This is a genomic window from Xanthomonas sp. NCPPB 4467, from assembly GCF_041475665.2.
GTDB lineage: Bacteria > Pseudomonadota > Gammaproteobacteria > Xanthomonadales > Xanthomonadaceae > Xanthomonas > Xanthomonas dyei.
The window spans coordinates 3,141,685-3,159,661 of record NZ_CM191260.1 but is presented as its reverse complement, the minus strand read 5'-3'; the positions used below and the strand labels follow the sequence as shown (position 1 = coordinate 3,159,661).

Here is a 17,977-nt window from a genome sequence, read left to right as displayed (position 1 = left end):
ATGCGTCGAGCACACCTGTTACCTCAAAGCCCGCCATTCCGGCGTGGCTTGTTGGAGAATGTCATGCAACATCGAACACGCGTCATCGCCAACGCGATCCTGGCAACCGCCTTATCGGCAACGCTACCTGGCATCGCCGCGGCGGCGGAAACAGTGGGGTGTCAATCGCGTTCCAGCGATGCGCCGTGGGGCGCCGCCCAGCCGTTACGCACATGGACGCCGAGCGGCGGTTCGGCCGCATTGAACGCGGTCGGCGCTGCCGAGGGGCCGCCGTTCCAGGCCAGGTTGGTCACTGCGTTCGGCGAGGATTCGGCGGTGTCGGTGCGATCGGTGGTACTGGAATATCCCGATGGTTGCCGACGGCGTTATCAGCTGCCTTCTTTCGCAGCGTCGGACCGGCAGTACGTCGCCACCGTTGCCAAGGCGCATCCGGCGCGGGTGGATCGGCGCACGTATCTGACCGAGGCCGAGCCGGACACGATGACCGCCGCGATGCTGGCCAATGGATCCGCGAAAAAATACGAGACCCAGCATTTCGCCTTCTGGTACGGGGTGAATACGGCTGGGGAGAGTTATCGCGATGTGGCCAAGCGCGGCGTTGCGTGGACGACCTTCGTTACCCAGAGCGCCGCCTGGTTCGAAAAGGTCTGGCAGATGAATGCCAACCTGCTCGGTGCGCCGATGCCCTATGCCGACGCAACGACGCCCAAACGCATCAATGTCTACCTGTGCGGCACCGGGGTGCCCTATGTGCAGGGTGGCGATCTCACAGAGTGCGGCGCCAGTGGCGGGCAGGCGGTCGGCATCTCGTCCTGGGCGCTTGGGTACGGCTCGCATTCGGTGGCGCATGAGTTCGTGCACACCTTGCAGTACTACAGCGGTGGTTACCGCAATCTGCAGGCCGCCGGCTGGTTCTGGGAAACCCACGCCAACTGGAGCGCGTTCCAGACCGGGCGGATGGACGATTCTACGGTGGCGTACTACCAGTCGAATCTTGAGAACGGGCCGCTGTTTCCGGAGAACCGCTATGGCGCACATCCGTTGTTGATGTTTCTGGCCGAAACCGATGCAACCCGTTCGCTGGTCTGGGACATCTGGCTGAAAAATCAGCGTAATGCCGCTGGCGATACCGTGGAGATGCCGATGCAGACCGTAGTCCGCCTTGGTCAGCAACAGGGCGTGTTTCCACAGGGTTTTCGTTCGTTTGCCGATTCCATCGGGCGCTACGGTGCGCGGCTTGCCGCATTCGACTTCCTCAGCCAGAAGGCCTTGCTCGACATCAGCAAGGACCGCGCCGCCGCCAAACGCTATGTGCCGTTAAAGGCATTGGCCACGCGCGGCCGGTATGCCTCCTCGCCGGAGCGGCCGTTGAACATCTATGGCACCCACATCATTCCGCTGACACCGCAGACCGGAGCAACAACAATCAGCGTGAGCTTGCAGGGGAAGACCGTGGCCGACCAGGCGGCGTGGCGTTTTACCCTGGTCAGTGTGGATGCGCAGTCCCGCCCGACCTATGCAGCACTGGCGGCAGTGGAGGCGACGGCAAGCAGCACAGTGAGCTTGGCGCTGCCGGCGGGCGCCAAACAGACTTATCTGGTCGTCACGGCCACGCCGTATCGCTACAGCATCGTGCCGACCATCGTCGAACAGTTGGCAGGCAAGAAGCCGGTGCAGTTTCCGTACGAAGTCAGCATCGCCGGCGCTACGCCGCTGTCGGGTTCGGCCAGCACCTGCTCGGCCTATACAGGAACCGATGGGCTGGATCAGAACTGGAACACCAATGGCCATCGTACCGATGAGACGGCATGCAGATGAGGCGCTGATGTTGCAGCGATGAGCGTCCCCGACGGCAGGTCCACGCTCTGGACCTGCGGTCGGCGTATGCCAACACCAACTGTCGCCAGTGCGCGTCAGCGGGGTGCGGGCGGCACTGCGAAGCCGCCCTGGACGCACTCTATGCAGCACTGCGCATCGTCGCATTGGTCTGGCGGACGTAGGCGTTGTAGTGGTCGCTCTCGATGTGCGGCAGGCGACACCAGCACGCCGAGGTGGCACAGCGCTGCCTGCACGCACACCCATGCGCATGGCAACCATGCTGTTTTCCGCATGCAAGGTCGACAAATGCGACAAGACGTGGCGCGTGCGCACAGGCACATTGTGACCAGCTGATGAAACTGGAGCGCATGGGCGACTCCATGAACGAATCAACCTCCATCGGATGCCACGCGTGGTTGCGCGATCGAGCCTGATCGCGCGCGTTGAGGGATGTCTGCGTCTGCGGTAAAGCCATGGCGAAGAATTTCGTCGCGGTCACTGTCTTCCAACTGTTCTGACCCGCACTGGCGCATGCCGGTACGGGCGTGTGTTGCCCGTCGTTTAGCCGCTTTTCGAATCAGGAGCCTTGCATGTCGATGTCGTCGCTGCCCATTCCTCGTCGCACCGTGACCAGGCCGGGTCCGCTGCCCAGCATGCTCGCCTCCGCGCTGGTGCTTGCGCTTGCCGCAGGCGCTGCGGTTCCTGCGCGTGCGCAACAGGCCGGCAACGGCGACGCGACGCAGACGCTGGACAGCGTGGTCGTCACCGGCTCGCGCCTGCGCCGTGTCGATACCGAAACCGCAAACCCGGTGGTGACGGTGAGCCAGGAACAGATCGCCGCAACCGGCAAGGCCACAGTGGGCGATCTGCTGCAGGAACTGCCATCGATCGCCGGCAACGCCACCAACCCGTACACCAATAACGGCGGCGGCACCGGTGCGTCGGCGATTTCGCTACGCGGCCTGGGCGACAAGCGCACCTTGGTGTTGGTCAACGGTATCCGGCTTGCGTACAACGACGTCAACGCCATTCCGTCCAGCATGATCGAGCGCATCGAGGTGCTCAGCGATGGCGCCTCGGCGGTGTACGGGTCCGACGCCATCGGTGGCGTGGTCAACTTCATCCTGCGCACGCACTTCGACGGCGTGCAGTTCAGCAGCGACTTCGGTACCAGCAGCGAGCGCGATGGCAACCGGCGCAACTTCGCACTCACCGCCGGCAAGACCTGGGAGCGCGGCAGCCTGATCGGTGGGCTGTCGTACCACAACATCGACCCGGTCTCGGCCGGTGCGCGCGACTACTCCAAGGATGCGCTGGCACTGACCGATGGCGTGCCGGTGAAGCAGGGGTCTTCTGCCACACCCACCGGCACGGTCAACTTCAACGATGGCTCCGATCAGTCCAACCAGCTTCGGCAGGCCAACGGCTGTGCGCGGGTCACGCTCAATGGCGGCGTCAGCGGTCGCGCCGGTCCAGGCGATTTCCATTGCTACGACCCAACGGCCGATTCCTACAACTATCAGCCGTTCAATTTGTTGCAGACCCCTCAAAAGCGCACCAATGCCTTCCTGCTGGGCACATTTCGCTTCAGCGACAGCGTGGAGGGGTACGTCAACACCTGGTTCAGTAAAACCGAATCGGCCTCGATCATCGCGCCGATCCCCATCTTCTCCAACGGCGACAACATCCTGGTGTCGTCGCAGAGTTACTACAACCCGTTCGGCGTCAACTTCGGTACCGACCGCACCACCGGCACCTCGTACAACGACCTCAATACCCGCGCCACGGTGCTAGGCAACCGCAGTTATCAATACAACACCTACAACTTCCAGATCAGCCCGGGCTTGCGTGGTCGCTTCGGCGACAGCTCCTGGCAGTGGGATGCAAACTTCAACTATGGCAAGGTCAAGCAGAAGTCGATCAATAACGGCTTTCTGGACTATGCCGCGTTCAATCGAGCCATCGGGCCGTCGTTTCTGGACAGCGACGGCGCAGTCAAATGCGGCAGCGCGGGCGCGTCAGTCGCTGGCTGCACACCACTGAATTTCTTCAACCTCAACGACAGCTCCAACCTGTCTACGTTGCAGGGCATGGTGGTCAACCCGATCGTGACCAGCGTCTACACGGTTAAACAATTCGAAGCCAATGCCAACGGCACGCTGTTCGACCTACCGGCCGGTGCGGCCAGCCTGGCGGCCGGGCTTTCGTATCGCAAGGAGCGCTCCACGACGGCATCCGATGCGCTGTGGACCGGCGACGAAAACGGGTTGTGCGGGGTGATCGAATACTGTTCGTCCACATTGAGCGGCAGCTTCGACGTCAAGGAAGCCTATGCCGAAGCGTTGTTCCCGCTGCTCAAGGATCTGCCCGGCATCAACGCGCTCAATATCACCCTGGGCACACGTTTTTCTGATTACAGCTCGGTGGGCAGCAAGACCAATAGCAAGGTGTCGCTGGAGTACCGCCCGATCGAAAATCTGCTGGTGCGCGGCACCGTCTCGCAGGTGTTTCGCGCGCCCAACATCAACGAGCTGTATGCCGGCGTGGCAGGCGATGCGGCCACCGTCAACGACCCCTGCAACGGCTATACCGGCGGCAATACCGTGGCCTGCGCCAATGTGCCCACCGACGGCAGCTACCAGCAATCGGACGGGCAGGTGTCGGGCAAGGTATCCGGTGCGGCAGTGGCCGGCTATCAACTCAAGCCGGAAACCGGCAAGTCGTACGACGTGGGCCTGGTTTACGACCCGCAGTGGATCGATGGCCTGTCGATCAGCGCCGACTGGTGGCGTATCGATCTGGAAGACACCATCACCACCGTCTCCGCGCAAACGGTGCTCAACCAGTGCTACGCCAACTCGGCAAGCGCGTTCTGCGCGTTGATCCATCGCAACGGCAACGGCACCATCAATTACATCGCCGAGCCCACCGTCAACCTGGGCAAGCTGTGGGCCAAGGGCATGGACTTCAATCTGACCTATCGGCTGCCATCCACGCCATGGGGCAACCTCACTGCGGGCCTCAACGGCACCTATCTCACCCGCTACGACGTGCTGCCCGATACCACCGACCCCAGCTCGGTCACCATCCACAATGTGGGCCGCTACACCCAGGCATACGGCAACTTCCCACGCTGGCGCGCGCTGGGCACGGTGAGTTGGGCGTTGGACGACTGGAGCGCCACCTGGCGCATCCGCTATGTCGGCAACACCGCCATCGGTAACTCGGATCCGGACCAGAGCCTGTCGGCCGACTCCAGCCAGCCGACGGTGGTGCGCAACATCGGCGCCTACGTCTACAACAACCTGCAGCTCGGCTACAACGTGCAGCCCTGGCATACGCGCTTCGAAGTGGGCGTGGACAATGTCGCCAACAAACAGCCGCCGCTGTATTACTCCAACAATGTCGGCAATGCGAATACCGATGTGGCCACCTACGATCTGCTTGGCCGGTTCTACTGGGCGCGCGCGACGGTGAAATTTTGAGTGCGGCCCTATCGACTGCGCTGTCTGATCGCACTGCCGCTGCCCGATCCGATCGGGCAGCGGCAGACCATGTGACGGAGGCGCTCTATATCGTGATTGGCAGCCTGGCCTGTAACGGCGCGCGCAGTCTGCAAACAGCGGCAGGAGCTAAGCTGACCTCATGACCGAGCCATCCAACACCGAGCGCACCACCGAGCATGCGTTGACCCTGTCGCGGCGGCGTTTTCTGGCCTGGAGCAGCTTGGCAGTGGCGGCGGGCTTCCTGCGCTTCCCCGCCGACGCCAGCGCCGCGCAGCCGGGCAGCATGCGCGCGGTGCCGCTTGCTCAGGTGCGCCTGACACCCTCGCTGTTTTTGGATGCGCTCAACACCAATCGCCGCTATCTGATGCGGCTGCAGCCGGACCGGCTATTGCACAACTTCGTGCTGTACGCAGGCCTCGACCCCAAGGCGCCAGCCTACGGCGGTTGGGAAGCGGACACCATTGCCGGCCATACGCTCGGCCACTATCTCAGCGCGTTGGCGTTGATGCATGCGCAAACCGGCGATGCGCAATGCGCCACACGCGCCGCGTATCTGGTGAGCGAACTGGCACGTTGCCAGGCGCATGCAGGCGATGGCTACGTGGCCGGCTTCACCCGCAAGAACGCGGCAGGAAAGATCGAAAGCGGGCGCGCGGTGTTCGATGAACTCAAGCGCGGCAAGATCGACCCTGCACCGTTTTATCTCAATGGCAGTTGGGCGCCGCTGTATACCTGGCACAAGCTGTTCGCCGGCCTGCTCGATGTGCATGCGCACTGCGATAATGCGCAGGCGCTGCAGGTGGCGGTGGGGCTGGGTGGTTACCTGCAGGGCATCTTCGCAGCGTTGGACGATGCGCAGCTGCAGAAAGTCTTGTCCTGCGAATTCGGCGGCCTCAACGAATCGTTCGTCGAGTTGCATGTGCAAACCGGCGATGCGCAGTGGCTGGCACTTGCGCAGCGGCTGCATCATCACGCCGTGCTCGACCCGCTGGTCGCCCAACGCGATGAACTGGTCCACCAGCACTCCAATACCAATATCCCCAAGCTGATCGGCCTTGCCCGCGAGTACGAGGTCACTGGCGACGCCGCCTCCGGCGCGGCAGCGCGTTTCTTCTGGCACACGGTCACCGACCACCACACCTATGTGATCGGTGGTAACGGCGACCGAGAATACTTCCAGCAGCCGGACAGCATCTCCAAGTTCCTCACCGAGCAGACCTGCGAGCACTGCGCCAGCTACAACATGCTCAAGCTCACCCGGCATCTATATCAATGGGGGCCGCAGGCGGCGTATTTCGATTACTACGAGCGCACGCTGCTCAACCACGTGATGGCGCAACAACACCCGCGCACCGGCATGTTCACCTACATGACACCGCTGCTGGCTGGCGAAGCGCGTGGTTGGTCCACACCGTTCGACGATTTCTGGTGTTGCGTCGGCAGCGGCATGGAGGCGCACGCGCAGTTTGGCGACTCGATTTACTGGGAAGACGGGCAGGGCGTCTACGTCAATCTGTATGTGCCCTCCAGCGTGCGCGATGCAGCGGGCTTCGCACTGAGCTTGCGCAGCACGCTTCCCGAGCAAGGCCAGGTAACACTGCGCATCGACGCCGCGCCGGCAGGCACACGCACGCTCGCCTTGCGCGTGCCCGGTTGGGCCGGCACGCACACGCTGCAGGTCAACGGCCAGCTGCAGACACTGCAGCCAGTGGAGGGCTATCTGCGTATCGAACGGCTGTGGACCGCCGGCGACAGCGTGTCCCTGCAGCTGGAGATGCCCCTGCGCCTGGAACCCACACCCGACGACCCGGCATGGGTCGCCGTCATGCGCGGCCCGCTGGTGTTGGCCGCCGACCTCGGCGATGCCGCAACACCATGGAACAACAAAACGCCGGCGCTGGTCGGTGGCGATGACGTCCTGCAACGTCTGCAGCCGCTGCCGGCTCATGGCCACTACGCCTATGCCGATGGCGCCCAGCAATGGCGTTTTTCCCCGTTCTACGCCCAGTTCGATCGCCGCAGCGCCGTCTACCTGGAACATCGCGATACCGCTGCCTGGCAACAACGCCAGGCCGAGCAGACGGCAGCGGACGCAACACAACGCGCACTCGACGCGCGCGCACTGGATCGTGTCGCCCTGGGCGACGACGCATCGGAAAAGGCACACGCGCTCAGCAGCGACAGCTCCTACGCCCTCAGCTACCGCCGCCGCGCCGGCCGCGACGCCCGCACCGGCGGCTTCATCGCCTTCACCCTGCGCAACACCGCCCAGGCCCGCATCCTGCGCCTACGCTACTGGGGCGACGAAACCCGCCGCCGCTTCCGCATCCTCGCCGACGGCGAACTCATCGCCAACGAACGCCTGGACGGCAATCGCGGCCTGGACTTCATCGACGTGGATTACGCCTTGCCCACCGCAGTGGCCGGCCGCGCCACCCTACAGATCCGCATCGAACCGGAAACCGGCTACTCGGCAGGGCCGGCGTTCGGGTGTTGGGTGTTGGAGTCGGCGTGAGCGTGAAAACCCTACCGCGCGCATTACTGATGTCAGCAACAGCGGTTGCGCTCTTTATTGGGTGGCAGTCCAAACAGCAGACTGCAAAGAGTGAGCGTAAGCGCGAACCCAGCAAGAGCATCCAAGCTCTCAAGCGTGCCAGCATAAAGCCCCTCTCCCTCCGGGAGAGGGGTTGGGGTGAGGGTACGGAGGCGAAGCCCCAGCGCAGTTTCAACCGCACAATGGATCCGCTTCACTGCCTAGCTGGCTAAAATCGTCTACTAACCTCACTACCAACTCACCCTCGCGCGCAGTGATCTGCAGCTTGCAGCCAACGGCAAACCCCAGCTGCTCCAGCCAAAGCCCGCGCAAGCGCACGCTAGGAATCCGCTGGCTATGCGGCCTGCCGGCTTCCGCCTCGTAGAACGCATAACCCACCTTGCAGCGCGTGGGGGTGCGGGCCTTGCGCGGTGGGCGCTGCGGTAGATTGTCAGCGCGAGGCCTGGTGTGACGATCGGAGTCGAGATCGTCCACATCGAACGAGGGCGACGGCACCAGCTGTATAGGCTGCGTGTCTTTTACCAGCGTGGTCGCCCGCTTCGCGGTAACGGTGCGTTTGGCGTTTGGTTTGGTCCGCTTGGCGGTTGAAGACGGCGCCCTGCTCATCGCCTCACCTCCGCCAGCACTATGGAGCGACGACGCTCACCCATCTGCACTATCGATACATCTGCCATGAAAACGCCTCCTTCCAAGAACAGGCACCGTCGCCAGCCGGCGACGGGATGTCGGGAGGTTAGAAACCGTGCATAGTCGGCGGGCGTATTCCTCCCGAAGGAGTGTTGTATTAGCCGCCCTCCCGACGCAGGCATCGCGTCGGCTTGCCCCTGCGAACAGGCACAAAAAACCCACCGGTTTGACGGAGGTGGGTACCGCTATGCACGGAGTTTCTACGCTCCTTGAGGCAGAGGTTGCTACTGGTTGCTTGGGATGTCAACTGCTTGGTGTAGAGGACATGGTGGCTGATCTGCTGCCGTAGTAGATCCACTCATAACCCTGAAAACTCAAGATCTGTGCGTCTGTGTTGTTGAGTGTCTACTCGTCGCCGCGCCGACGAATTACTTTCATGGTGAGAGTTGCAATTGTGGATTTAATGCTACAGGGCAATCCTGTCCGAAAAAGCTCTTCTTGGGAATAAAAACTGCGCCAGAGCGGCCCTTAAATTTTATGCCTTGCTCTGTTATTTCTCTTATTTTGTAGAAAATAATTAAATTTGCATTTTCGTTTGCATTGTCGAACCTGGAAAATATTTGTGTCAGGTTTATTTCACCTTTAAGTGTCTCTTGTGGTGCAAATTTTATTTTTCTTAAATAGTTGGCGGTAGGTGCAACTCGTATCAATTTTTCTGATTTTCCATCTGAAATTTTGAATGCTTCTGCATAAAGTACTTTTGAGTAATTCCATGGTAGTGCAGCTTCCGATACCTCTGCTGGCGTGGAGGTGGTATTTCTAACGTATAACATTAGTGATGTGGGCTTGCTGCAAATGACGCTGACATCTACTTTCATATCCTGACTTGCCGCAGCCGAAAGAGGGAGGAGAATCAGGAATGAAAAAATAGATATTCTACTGCCCATAGGTGTCCCCTTCTATTGCAGGTATGGAGCTGCGCGTAATTTGCCTGATTCTGCGTACGACAGCGGCCTTGCATTTTTCATCGCACTGACCATTCATTGACTTCAACTTGCTCATCAGGCAATACAGTTCAACAGTGTGTGCTCTGAATTCGGACACATCTAATTCACTGTAGGCGCTCCCGGGATAAGGTGTGCTTGGAAAGGTAACGCTCATTGGCGTTGTACCAATTCCCATCCATTGCAAGGGGCCTCTGCGGCACAGGCCGGGACTGGCTCGATTAGCATCTCCGACATGAGACATCTCATGTGCCATCAAACAATCCGAAACGTCTTTGCACTCCTGGAACTCTTTAGGCCAAAGATCGTAATTGAAATATGGCTTGATCACGCCGTCGACGCAGTAAATGCTTCCTGCTGGTCTTTGATTCGCCGGTGGAATGGGAGTTAGGAATGCAGCAAGGCCCGTCGGATCAACGGCAATCAATGGAGTCTGCTGAGCATATCCATATGCGCTAATTCCACCTTTTAAACCAATCGGATCGGGTTGCGTGTATCGACCGCTTCCTGAGTCGTATCCATCTCGAAATCCGTTCTGATTCAACCCACTCGCCGCATCAAACCGCTGTCCCGGGAACCGCATATCCAACACCAGCGATGCTCCATCGCCATCCGGATCCTGATTCGGCGCGGTGTTGCCGAAGGCTTCGCCCTTCAAGCTCCATGTCCATACCGCGACATCGCGGGTGGGGTCGATGACCACGCGCGGGCTGCCCAGGTGATCGGGTTCGATGTAGTGCGGTTTGTTCGCGTTGGCGAGCAGGCCCACCGGTAGGTCGTCCAGCCAGATCGCCTGCTGCTTGGGCGCGCCGTTGCTGTCGTAGTCGCCCAGCCAATGGCCGGCTTCATCGTAGAGCGTATAGGTGTTGGTGGTGCCGAGGAAACGGCGCACCTGCTCGCCACGTCCGTTGTAGCGGTAGTTCATGGTCACCGCGCCAGCGCGGCGGGCCTGGGTCATGCGGCCGGTGGTGTCGTAGGTGTATTGGCGGGCGGTGCCGCCGATGGCGGTGGTGTTGCCGGCGGCATCGTAAGTGCGGGCCACACCAGCGACGGCGCTGAGGCGATGGCTGTCGGTCGGATAGGTGTAGATCTGCGTAGCCGCGCCGACCTTGGCGCTGAGGCGGTTGCCGGTGGCATCAAAGCTGTAGCCGTCGATCAGGGTGCCGGTACTACCGTCCGTGAGGCCGGTCAGGCGGCCCAGCGCGTCGTAGCCCAGGCCGATCTCCGGCGTGGAATTACCAGCGGGCGTCAGTGCGGTGAGGTTGCCAACCGGGTCGAAGCCGAAGCCCACTTCCAGCCCGCCGGGCCGGGTGTCCTGGATCGCTTGCGGGCGGTAATCCAGATCGTACTGGCGGGCGAGGGTGCGGCCATTGCCGTAGGTCCAACCGGCGGCTGGGCCGAACGGGTAGTAGCTGGCGTTGCCCAGCACCACCTGCCGGCTGCCGCCGGCCGGGGTGACGCCCACTTCCGTGGTCTGGCCTTGCGCGTTGCGCACGTAATCGACCACTGCGCCATCTGGGTAGGTCATGCGCCGCAGCTGGCCGCCAACGGTGTAGTCGTAGCGCAACACCAGCGCCTTGCCGTTGCTGGTCTGCACCTTGCGCACCAGATCGCCGAAGCGGTTGTAGCAGTACTGAGTAATCGCGCCGCCATCCTGCATTTTGGTCAGGCGACCGACGGAGAAGGTCTCCCCACTGGTGCAGGCCGCCTGCGTCACGTCAAAGGTATAGGCGACATTGAGGCTGGTGGTGGGGTAGGTGACCTTGGTCAGGCGATTGAGCGCGTCGTAGCCGTAGGCGGTGGTATTGCCGCGCGCGTCGGTCTGGGTGGCGCGATTGCCGGCGCTGTCGTAGCTGTAGCTGGTGACGCCGGTGTCCGGGCTGGTGAGCTTCACCAGATCGCCGAAGCCGTTGTACTCGTACTTGGTGTCCAGGCCCTTGGGGTCGGTGACCTTGGTGAGGTTGTCCAGCGCGTCGTAGTCGAAGGTGGTGTCGGCCTTGATGCCTGCCACATCCTGCAGGGTGCGCGAGAGGCGGTTGAGCGGGTCGTACTCGCTCTGCGTGGCGGTTGCCAGCGCATCGGTGACCTTGGTGGGGTTACCGTTGGCATCGTACTCGAAGTCGGTCGGATCGCTGGCCGCGGTAGCCTGGGTCTTGAGCTGGCCGAGCTGGTTGTAGACGCGCGAGAGCATGCGCTTCAACGTGCCTGCCGCATCTTTGGTGTCTTCCTTGATGCGATTGCCGGCATTGTCCAGCGTGTAATGCACGGTGTTGCCCGCGTTGTCGGTCATGTCGGTCAGCCGATGCGCCGCATCGTAGGTAAAGGCAGTGAACGCGCCATCAGGCTGGGTGACCTGCTTGACCAGGCCAGTGGGCCAGTAGTCGATGCGGGTGATGCGGTCATCGGCCTCGCTGGACGCATCGCTTCCGCGCACCTTGGTGGCGGTCAGCCAACCGCGTGGGTGGTAGGTGTAGTCGGTGACGATGCCATTGGCGTCCTTGATGGACAGCGGGCGGCCGGCGCCGTCGTAGGCGAGGTACTCGGTGACGCGGCCGATGGCGTTGGTGACTTTCCATAGGTCGCCTTTGCGGTAGGAGCAGGCAGCAGACACAAGTCCACAGCCAGCACCGTCGCTGAGGTAGTAGCTGTAATTCGTGCTGTCTGCGATGTCTTTGCGCAGGCCAACACTGGCCAGCAACAAACCCGGCAAAGGGCATGCGCCTGCCGCGACATCCGCATCTTCGCAGTAGCGTTGTGTCGTGATCCGAGCTATACCGCTAGCGGGATCTATTTGCGCCGTGGTCAGGGTCTGGCCTCTGGCGTTATAGGACCACTCCTGTTTCTGGACCAATTTGCCCTGTTCGGTCAGCGTATAAGCAAGCGGCAGACCAAAGTTGGGATCAACCTCGTAATTAGAGGATCGCAACACAGCCCCGCTATCAGCTGAGCCCTCGGACTTCCTGACCAAGATGCCATTAGAATCATAATCGTAATCGTATAAATAACTACCCGCGCGTGAGACTTTGTCCAAGTTCCCCGCGCTGTCGTAGGAATAGGTCTCTAGCTGCTGAACGCAGTTTGTGCAATCCGCCGCAAGAGTGGTGACTTTCTTCTGTCCATTGATAGAAATGAAGCCTCGTGTCTCGGAAGCGCCTGATGCTGTCTGGACATGACTACCGCCGCCGTCACCGTAAGCAACAGCGAAACGGTTTACCCCACCGGCATGCTGGGTTGCAATGGCTCTACCCTTCTGATCGTAGAAGTAGGTCGCAAATCTATCCCCATTCTCGTCGAATATTCCGGTCAAAGCGCCCGGAAGATCTGCGCCATCCGTGTAGTCTCGGACGTTGTATTCATATCTCCGGGAACCGACCGAACGCGTGACCGAACCCAAGAAAGAAGAGCCGTCGTAAGCATAGGCAGCACCGTTCCCAGCAGAATCTGAGATACCAGCGACCATCCCACTGATGTCATACTGAAACGACAGCCACCTTCCCTCGTCATTCTTGACTTGAGAAATTCTTTTCCCAAGCTGCTCGGCCCCTGGGAAGGTATAGCTAATTCTTATGCGCTGCCCACCTCTTTGCAAAATCTCGGTCAAACGTCCAAATGCATCATACTTCTCAAGCTCGACCTTCTTAGCCGAGCTGTATTCCCAACCAATCGTTGCTCCTGAGGAGTCAACGACTGCCGTCAGCGAGCTTGATATTCCGGCGTTTGGCACCCATTGGCTGCCTGACAGCGAAAATACTTCAACTCCGCCAGTTGGTCGGTAAACCTCGACTTTTGATACACCATCGACAGTCTTCAACACCACGCTGCGGCTATACGTATGTGTCCAAAAAGCGCCTAAGTCGCTATTTGCTAAACCTGCACGATCACTGTTGTAATAACGCAGAAATTTAGGCAGGCCAGCATCGTTCCAGTCAGTCTCTACCTGGTATTTATTCCCTGTGCCGACATTGATGGGGTTGCCGCAACTGAGGCTAGGCGACTGACAGGAAGGTGGACCCTGACTTAAAGCAGGCTCGTAATCAGCCTCATCCTGTGCAAACAAAGCAAGATAAAAACATCCGTCCGGACTTGACCACTGGGAGCAATAACCCGCGACCTTGTCCCCCTCCATATATTCTTTGAAATAAGCCCCTGTCTGGGGCATCCGCTGCTGATGATAGTCCACCGCCTTTCTTGCAAGTGCAGCAGCAATTGCGCGAGTGCATTTCGTGGGTCTACCGCTGCAAGCATCTCCCGGATAGGGTGGAAATGTCCGCGCCCTGTAATATGACAACCACCAACAGCTATCACCATAATTTTTCCATCGAACGCACAAGGACGCGAACTCGTCACCAGGCGGGGCTGGCAGATCAACCAAATACGGCTGAATACTTGGAGGGTAATTCTGAGGGTCACTAAAATATTTTAGCCAACCATCGGCGACCGCGCTGGCACGTGCAAACGAACAATCATCGGCTCTGCTAGCACAATGCGCATCTGGACCATCGGCTTGCGCAGCCTGATTAAAAGCAAAAAAGCCAAGGCATATAAATAGCAAAGTTACGCTTATACGCTTTACGTCAAAACGCAACCGCTGCGAAGTAGATTCCATTCCGCCCTCAAATATTTTTAGTTTCGCAACAGCCTAATCTTTGCGTAAGCTGTGGCGGTTCATAGAGCATGCAGCTTAACACTTTGAATGCAGCGTCAGGAAGCACTGATCGTTGCTAGCTAGCGACATGGCCCAGCGCTGGAAGTGGGAAAGGCAGGCCTGCGTTTCTAAATGCGTGCCGGCTCTGGGCTAGCACTGCTAGCCTGCACTCGGGGGCTATATCCCCCTTTCCGCCAGGCTGGTGTGCTGACGCCCACCGATGACCAAGTGGCCCAGCATCCCGATGTCGAGACGTGCTAACGCTTGCGTCAAACGATCAGTGATCTGCTCATCATTGCAGCCTTCCTTGGTGCATCGCCGGAGTGAGGTCAATTCGATCGTTTTGTGTGCTATCCATGCCGCCAGTGCAGATGGCATGCCTGCTGCACTCCCAGTGTGTACTGTTGCGCGTTCAATGCTCTGGTGACGACTTTCAATGTTTAATTGGAACTGCAGCGCGAGCGAAACATCTGCCATAAGCCAGCATTAGACGTTAAAAAAAGACCGGCGCATGCGCCGGTCTTTGCGTATCACAATTCTGGCGTAAGCCTTAAGCAGACAACTCCAACAACAACTTATTCAAACGCCGCACATACCCGGCCGGGTCCTTGAGGCTATCGCCCGCCGCCAACGCAGCCTGGTCGAACAACACGCGGCTCAAATCGCCGAAGCGGTCCATGTCCTGTTCCGCATCCAGTTTTTCGATCAGCGGGTGGGCGGGGTTGAATTCGAACACGGGCTTGCTTTCCGGTACGGCCTGACCGCTGGCTTCCAGTAACTGGCGCATCTGCAGGCCCAGGTCGCCCTGGCCGATGGCGAGGATGGCGGGGGAGTCGGTCAGGCGGTGGGAGACGCGTACTTCGGCCACATCGTCGCCGAGGGCGGCCTTGATGCGCGAGGCCAGGCCTTCCTTGGACTTGGCGACTTCTTCCTGCGCCTTCTTGTCTTCTTCCGAATCCAGCTTGCCCAGGTCCAGGTCACCGCGTGCCACGTCAACGAACGACTTGCCGTCGAATTCGGTGAGGTAGCTCATCAGCCATTCGTCGATGCGGTCGGTGAGCAGCAGCACTTCGATGCCTTTCTTGCGGAAGACTTCCAGGTGCGGGCTGTCCTTGATCTGCGCGTAGCTCTCGCCGGTGAGGTAGTACAGCTTGTCCTGGCCCTCGGCCAGGCGGCTCACATAATCGGCCAGACCCACGCTCTGCGCACCGGTGGTGTCGTGCGTGGACGAGAAACGCAGCAGGCCGGCGATCTTTTCGCGGTTTGCATAATCTTCAGCCGGGCCTTCCTTCAATGCTTGACCGAAGTTACGCCAGAAGGTGGCGTAATCGTCCGGCTTGTCCTTGGCGAGTTTTTCCAGCATGTCCAGCGAGCGCTTGGTCAGCGCGGACTTCATCGAGTCCACCACCGGGCCGGATTGCAGGATTTCGCGCGAGACGTTGAGCGACAGGTCCGACGAATCCACCACGCCCTTGATGAAACGCAGGTACAGCGGCAGAAACTGCTCGGCCTGGTCCATGATGAAAACGCGCTGCACGTACAGCTTCAGGCCCTTGGCCGAATCGCGGTGATACAGGTCGAACGGGGCGCGGCCGGGCACGAACAGCAGCGAGGTGTAGTCCAGCTTGCCTTCGACCTTGTTATGGCTCCACGCCAGCGGGTTGCCCGCATCGTGCGCGACGTGCTTGTAGAACTCCTGATATTCGGCGTCCTTGATCTCGGACTTGGGGCGCGTCCACAACGCGCTGGCGCGGTTGACCGCTTCCCACTCCGGCTCGGCGGGCGCATCGGCCTGTTCGCCGTGATGCTCCTTGCGCATTTCGATCGGCAGCCCGATGTGGTCGGAGTACTTCTTGAGGATGCCGCGCAGGGTCCAGCTGTCGGCGAAAGAATCTTCGCCTTCCTTCAGTTGCAGCACGATGCGGGTGCCGCGCTCGGGCTTGTCGATGCTGGCGATTTCGAATTCGCCTTCACCACGCGAGGACCAATGCACGCCTTCGTTGGCGGGCAGGCCGGCGCGGCGCGAGTACACGTCCACCTGGTCGGCGACGATGAAGGCGCTGTAGAAACCGACGCCGAACTGGCCGATCAGGTTGGCGTCCTTCTTCTGGTCGCCGCTCAGATGCTTGAGGAAGTCGGCGGTGCCGGACTTGGCGATGGTGCCCAGATGCGAGACCGCATCGTCGCGGCTCATGCCGATGCCGTTGTCGTCGATGGTGACGGTGCGCGCGTCCTTGTCGTAGTCGACGCGGATGCGCAGCTCGCTGCCGCCTTCCAGCAGCTCGGGCTTGACCAAGGCTTCGAAGCGCAGCTTGTCGGCGGCGTCGGCAGCGTTGGAAACCAGCTCGCGCAGGAAGATTTCCTTGTTCGAGTACAACGAATGGATCATCAGCTGCAGCAGCTGCTTGACCTCGGTCTGGAAGCCCAGCGTCTGCTTGTCGGTGTCAACGGTCATTGGGGTCGTGCTCCATGGTGGTCCGGGCCGCACTGCGGCCGATGGCCTGGGGGATGAGGCCGTCGGCGGTTTTTTTCAAGGCGTGCCTGCGCGAAGGTGTGGCGCGTCGGTGCCCCGGACGGGCGGGGCGGGCATGCCGGCGGCAGCGGTATCATGGGCGGCCATCGCCTGCATTCCGACCCATGCTGCCACTTGCGCCACCTGTGTTACGCCGTCGTCCGCCTGCCACAGGCGCGTTGCGATGAGCCGCCCGGAACGGCCGGCGCCGCGTGGCGCCGAAGGCCAGGTGCGCATCGTGGGCGGGCGCTGGCGCAACACGCGGTTGGCGGTGCCGGACCTGCCGGGCCTGCGCCCCAGCAGCGACCGCGTGCGCGAAACGGTGTTCAACTGGCTGATGCCGCGCCTGCGCGGTGCGCGTGTGCTGGATCTGTTTGCCGGCTCCGGCGCGCTGGGGCTGGAGTCGGTCTCGCGCGGCGCGGCGCATGCCACGCTGATCGAGCGTGATCCAGGCCTGGCGCAGCGGTTGCGTGAGCTGGTGACCAAGCTGGACGCGGCCGATCAGGTGCAGGTGCTGCAGGAAGACGCGCTGCGCTGGCTGGAGCACGCGCCTGCGGCCCAGGCCGATATCGTGTTCGTCGACCCGCCGTTCGCGGCCGGTCTGTGGCCGAGTGTGTTCGAACGCCTGCCCGCGCATCTGGCCGCCGAGGCCTGGCTGTATCTGGAAGCGCCGGCCGACGCCGCGCTGCAGCTGCCGGCCGGCTGGCACCTGCACCGCGAGGGCGGCACCCGGCAGGTGCGCTATGCGCTGTATCGCCGGGCCGCTGCTACACTGAACGGCGATCCAGCCCCGGTAGTTTCCGTATGAGCGTGGCCAGCAGCCGCACCGCCGTCTATCCCGGTACCTTCGACCCGATCACCAATGGTCATATCGACCTGGTGAACCGTGCCGCGCCGTTGTTCGAGCGCGTGGTGGTGGGCGTGGCGTACAGCCCGTCCAAAGGCCCGGCATTGCCGCTGGAAAAACGCGTCGCGCTGGCACAGGAAGCGCTGGCGGCGCACAAGAACGTGGAAGTGCGCGGCTTCGATACGCTGCTGGCGCACTTCGTGCGCGACATGCAGGCCGGGGTGCTGCTGCGCGGCCTGCGTGCGGTGTCCGACTTCGAATACGAATTTCAGATGGCCAGCATGAATCGCCATCTGATCCCGGAAGTGGAAACGCTGTTCCTCACCCCGGCCGAGCAATACAGCTTCATTTCGTCGTCGCTGGTGCGCGAGATTGCGCGGCTGGGCGGCGACGTTTCCGGCTTCGTGCCGGCCTCGGTGGTCGAAGCCTTGCGGCAAGTGCGCGAGTCCCGCGCGCAGGCCTGA

At 61.0% G+C, this 17,977-nt stretch carries 9 protein-coding genes and 1 pseudogene; 5 read left to right on the top strand and 5 right to left on the bottom strand.

The features are described 5' to 3' along the window. Positions 1-63 precede the first annotated feature (63 nt). From ACCQ06_RS13920 to ACCQ06_RS13910, 3 genes are all read left to right on the top strand, one after another. Positions 64-1,818 (top strand): DUF6055 domain-containing protein, encoded by a 1,755-nt coding sequence (locus ACCQ06_RS13920; RefSeq protein ID WP_316686483.1) that lies wholly within the window; start codon positions 64-66, stop codon positions 1,816-1,818. 590 nt (positions 1,819-2,408) lie between these two features. After that, on the top strand, positions 2,409-5,303 hold the full coding sequence (locus tag ACCQ06_RS13915; protein ID WP_372364374.1) for a TonB-dependent receptor domain-containing protein: 2,895 nt from the start codon (positions 2,409-2,411) through the stop codon (positions 5,301-5,303). A 160-nt stretch (positions 5,304-5,463) separates the two neighbouring features. Then, entirely contained in the window at positions 5,464-7,839 is a 2,376-nt protein-coding gene (locus ACCQ06_RS13910) for a beta-L-arabinofuranosidase domain-containing protein (RefSeq protein ID WP_316686481.1), read from the top strand. 210 nt (positions 7,840-8,049) lie between these two features. Here the strand turns inward: ACCQ06_RS13910 and ACCQ06_RS13905 are convergent, their stop codons facing one another. From ACCQ06_RS13905 to htpG, 5 genes and pseudogenes are all read right to left on the bottom strand, one after another. Continuing rightward, the gene (locus ACCQ06_RS13905) at positions 8,050-8,484 is read right to left on the bottom strand and encodes a SymE family type I addiction module toxin (protein ID WP_316686479.1); all 435 of its coding nucleotides are present in this window, start codon (positions 8,482-8,484) and stop codon (positions 8,050-8,052) included. A gap of 455 nt (positions 8,485-8,939) precedes the next feature. Further along, a complete protein-coding gene (locus tag ACCQ06_RS13900) occupies positions 8,940-9,452 on the bottom strand; it encodes a hypothetical protein (protein WP_316686477.1) in 513 nt (170 codons plus the stop codon). Next, positions 9,442-13,689 carry an RHS repeat-associated core domain-containing protein gene (locus ACCQ06_RS13895; RefSeq protein WP_316686475.1) on the bottom strand — a complete coding sequence of 1,416 codons (4,248 nt, stop codon included), beginning with the start codon at positions 13,687-13,689 and terminating at the stop codon, positions 9,442-9,444. The genes ACCQ06_RS13900 and ACCQ06_RS13895 overlap by 11 nt, the downstream gene beginning before the upstream one ends. A 642-nt stretch (positions 13,690-14,331) precedes the next feature. Next, a pseudogene (locus ACCQ06_RS13890) lies at positions 14,332-14,448 on the bottom strand (JAB domain-containing protein); the annotation flags it as partial. A 256-nt stretch (positions 14,449-14,704) separates the two neighbouring features. Then, the gene (gene htpG / locus ACCQ06_RS13885) at positions 14,705-16,609 is read right to left on the bottom strand and encodes a molecular chaperone HtpG (protein ID WP_316686473.1); all 1,905 of its coding nucleotides are present in this window, start codon (positions 16,607-16,609) and stop codon (positions 14,705-14,707) included. A gap of 241 nt (positions 16,610-16,850) precedes the next feature. Here htpG and rsmD point away from each other — a divergent pair, with 241 nt between their 5' ends. Both rsmD and coaD read left to right on the top strand, forming a co-directional pair. Beyond that, on the top strand, positions 16,851-17,474 hold the full coding sequence (gene rsmD, locus ACCQ06_RS13880; RefSeq protein WP_316686472.1) for a 16S rRNA (guanine(966)-N(2))-methyltransferase RsmD: 624 nt from the start codon (positions 16,851-16,853) through the stop codon (positions 17,472-17,474). Further along, entirely contained in the window at positions 17,471-17,977 is a 507-nt protein-coding gene (coaD, locus tag ACCQ06_RS13875; RefSeq protein ID WP_104612441.1) for a pantetheine-phosphate adenylyltransferase, read from the top strand. Before rsmD ends, coaD begins: the two co-directional genes overlap by 4 nt.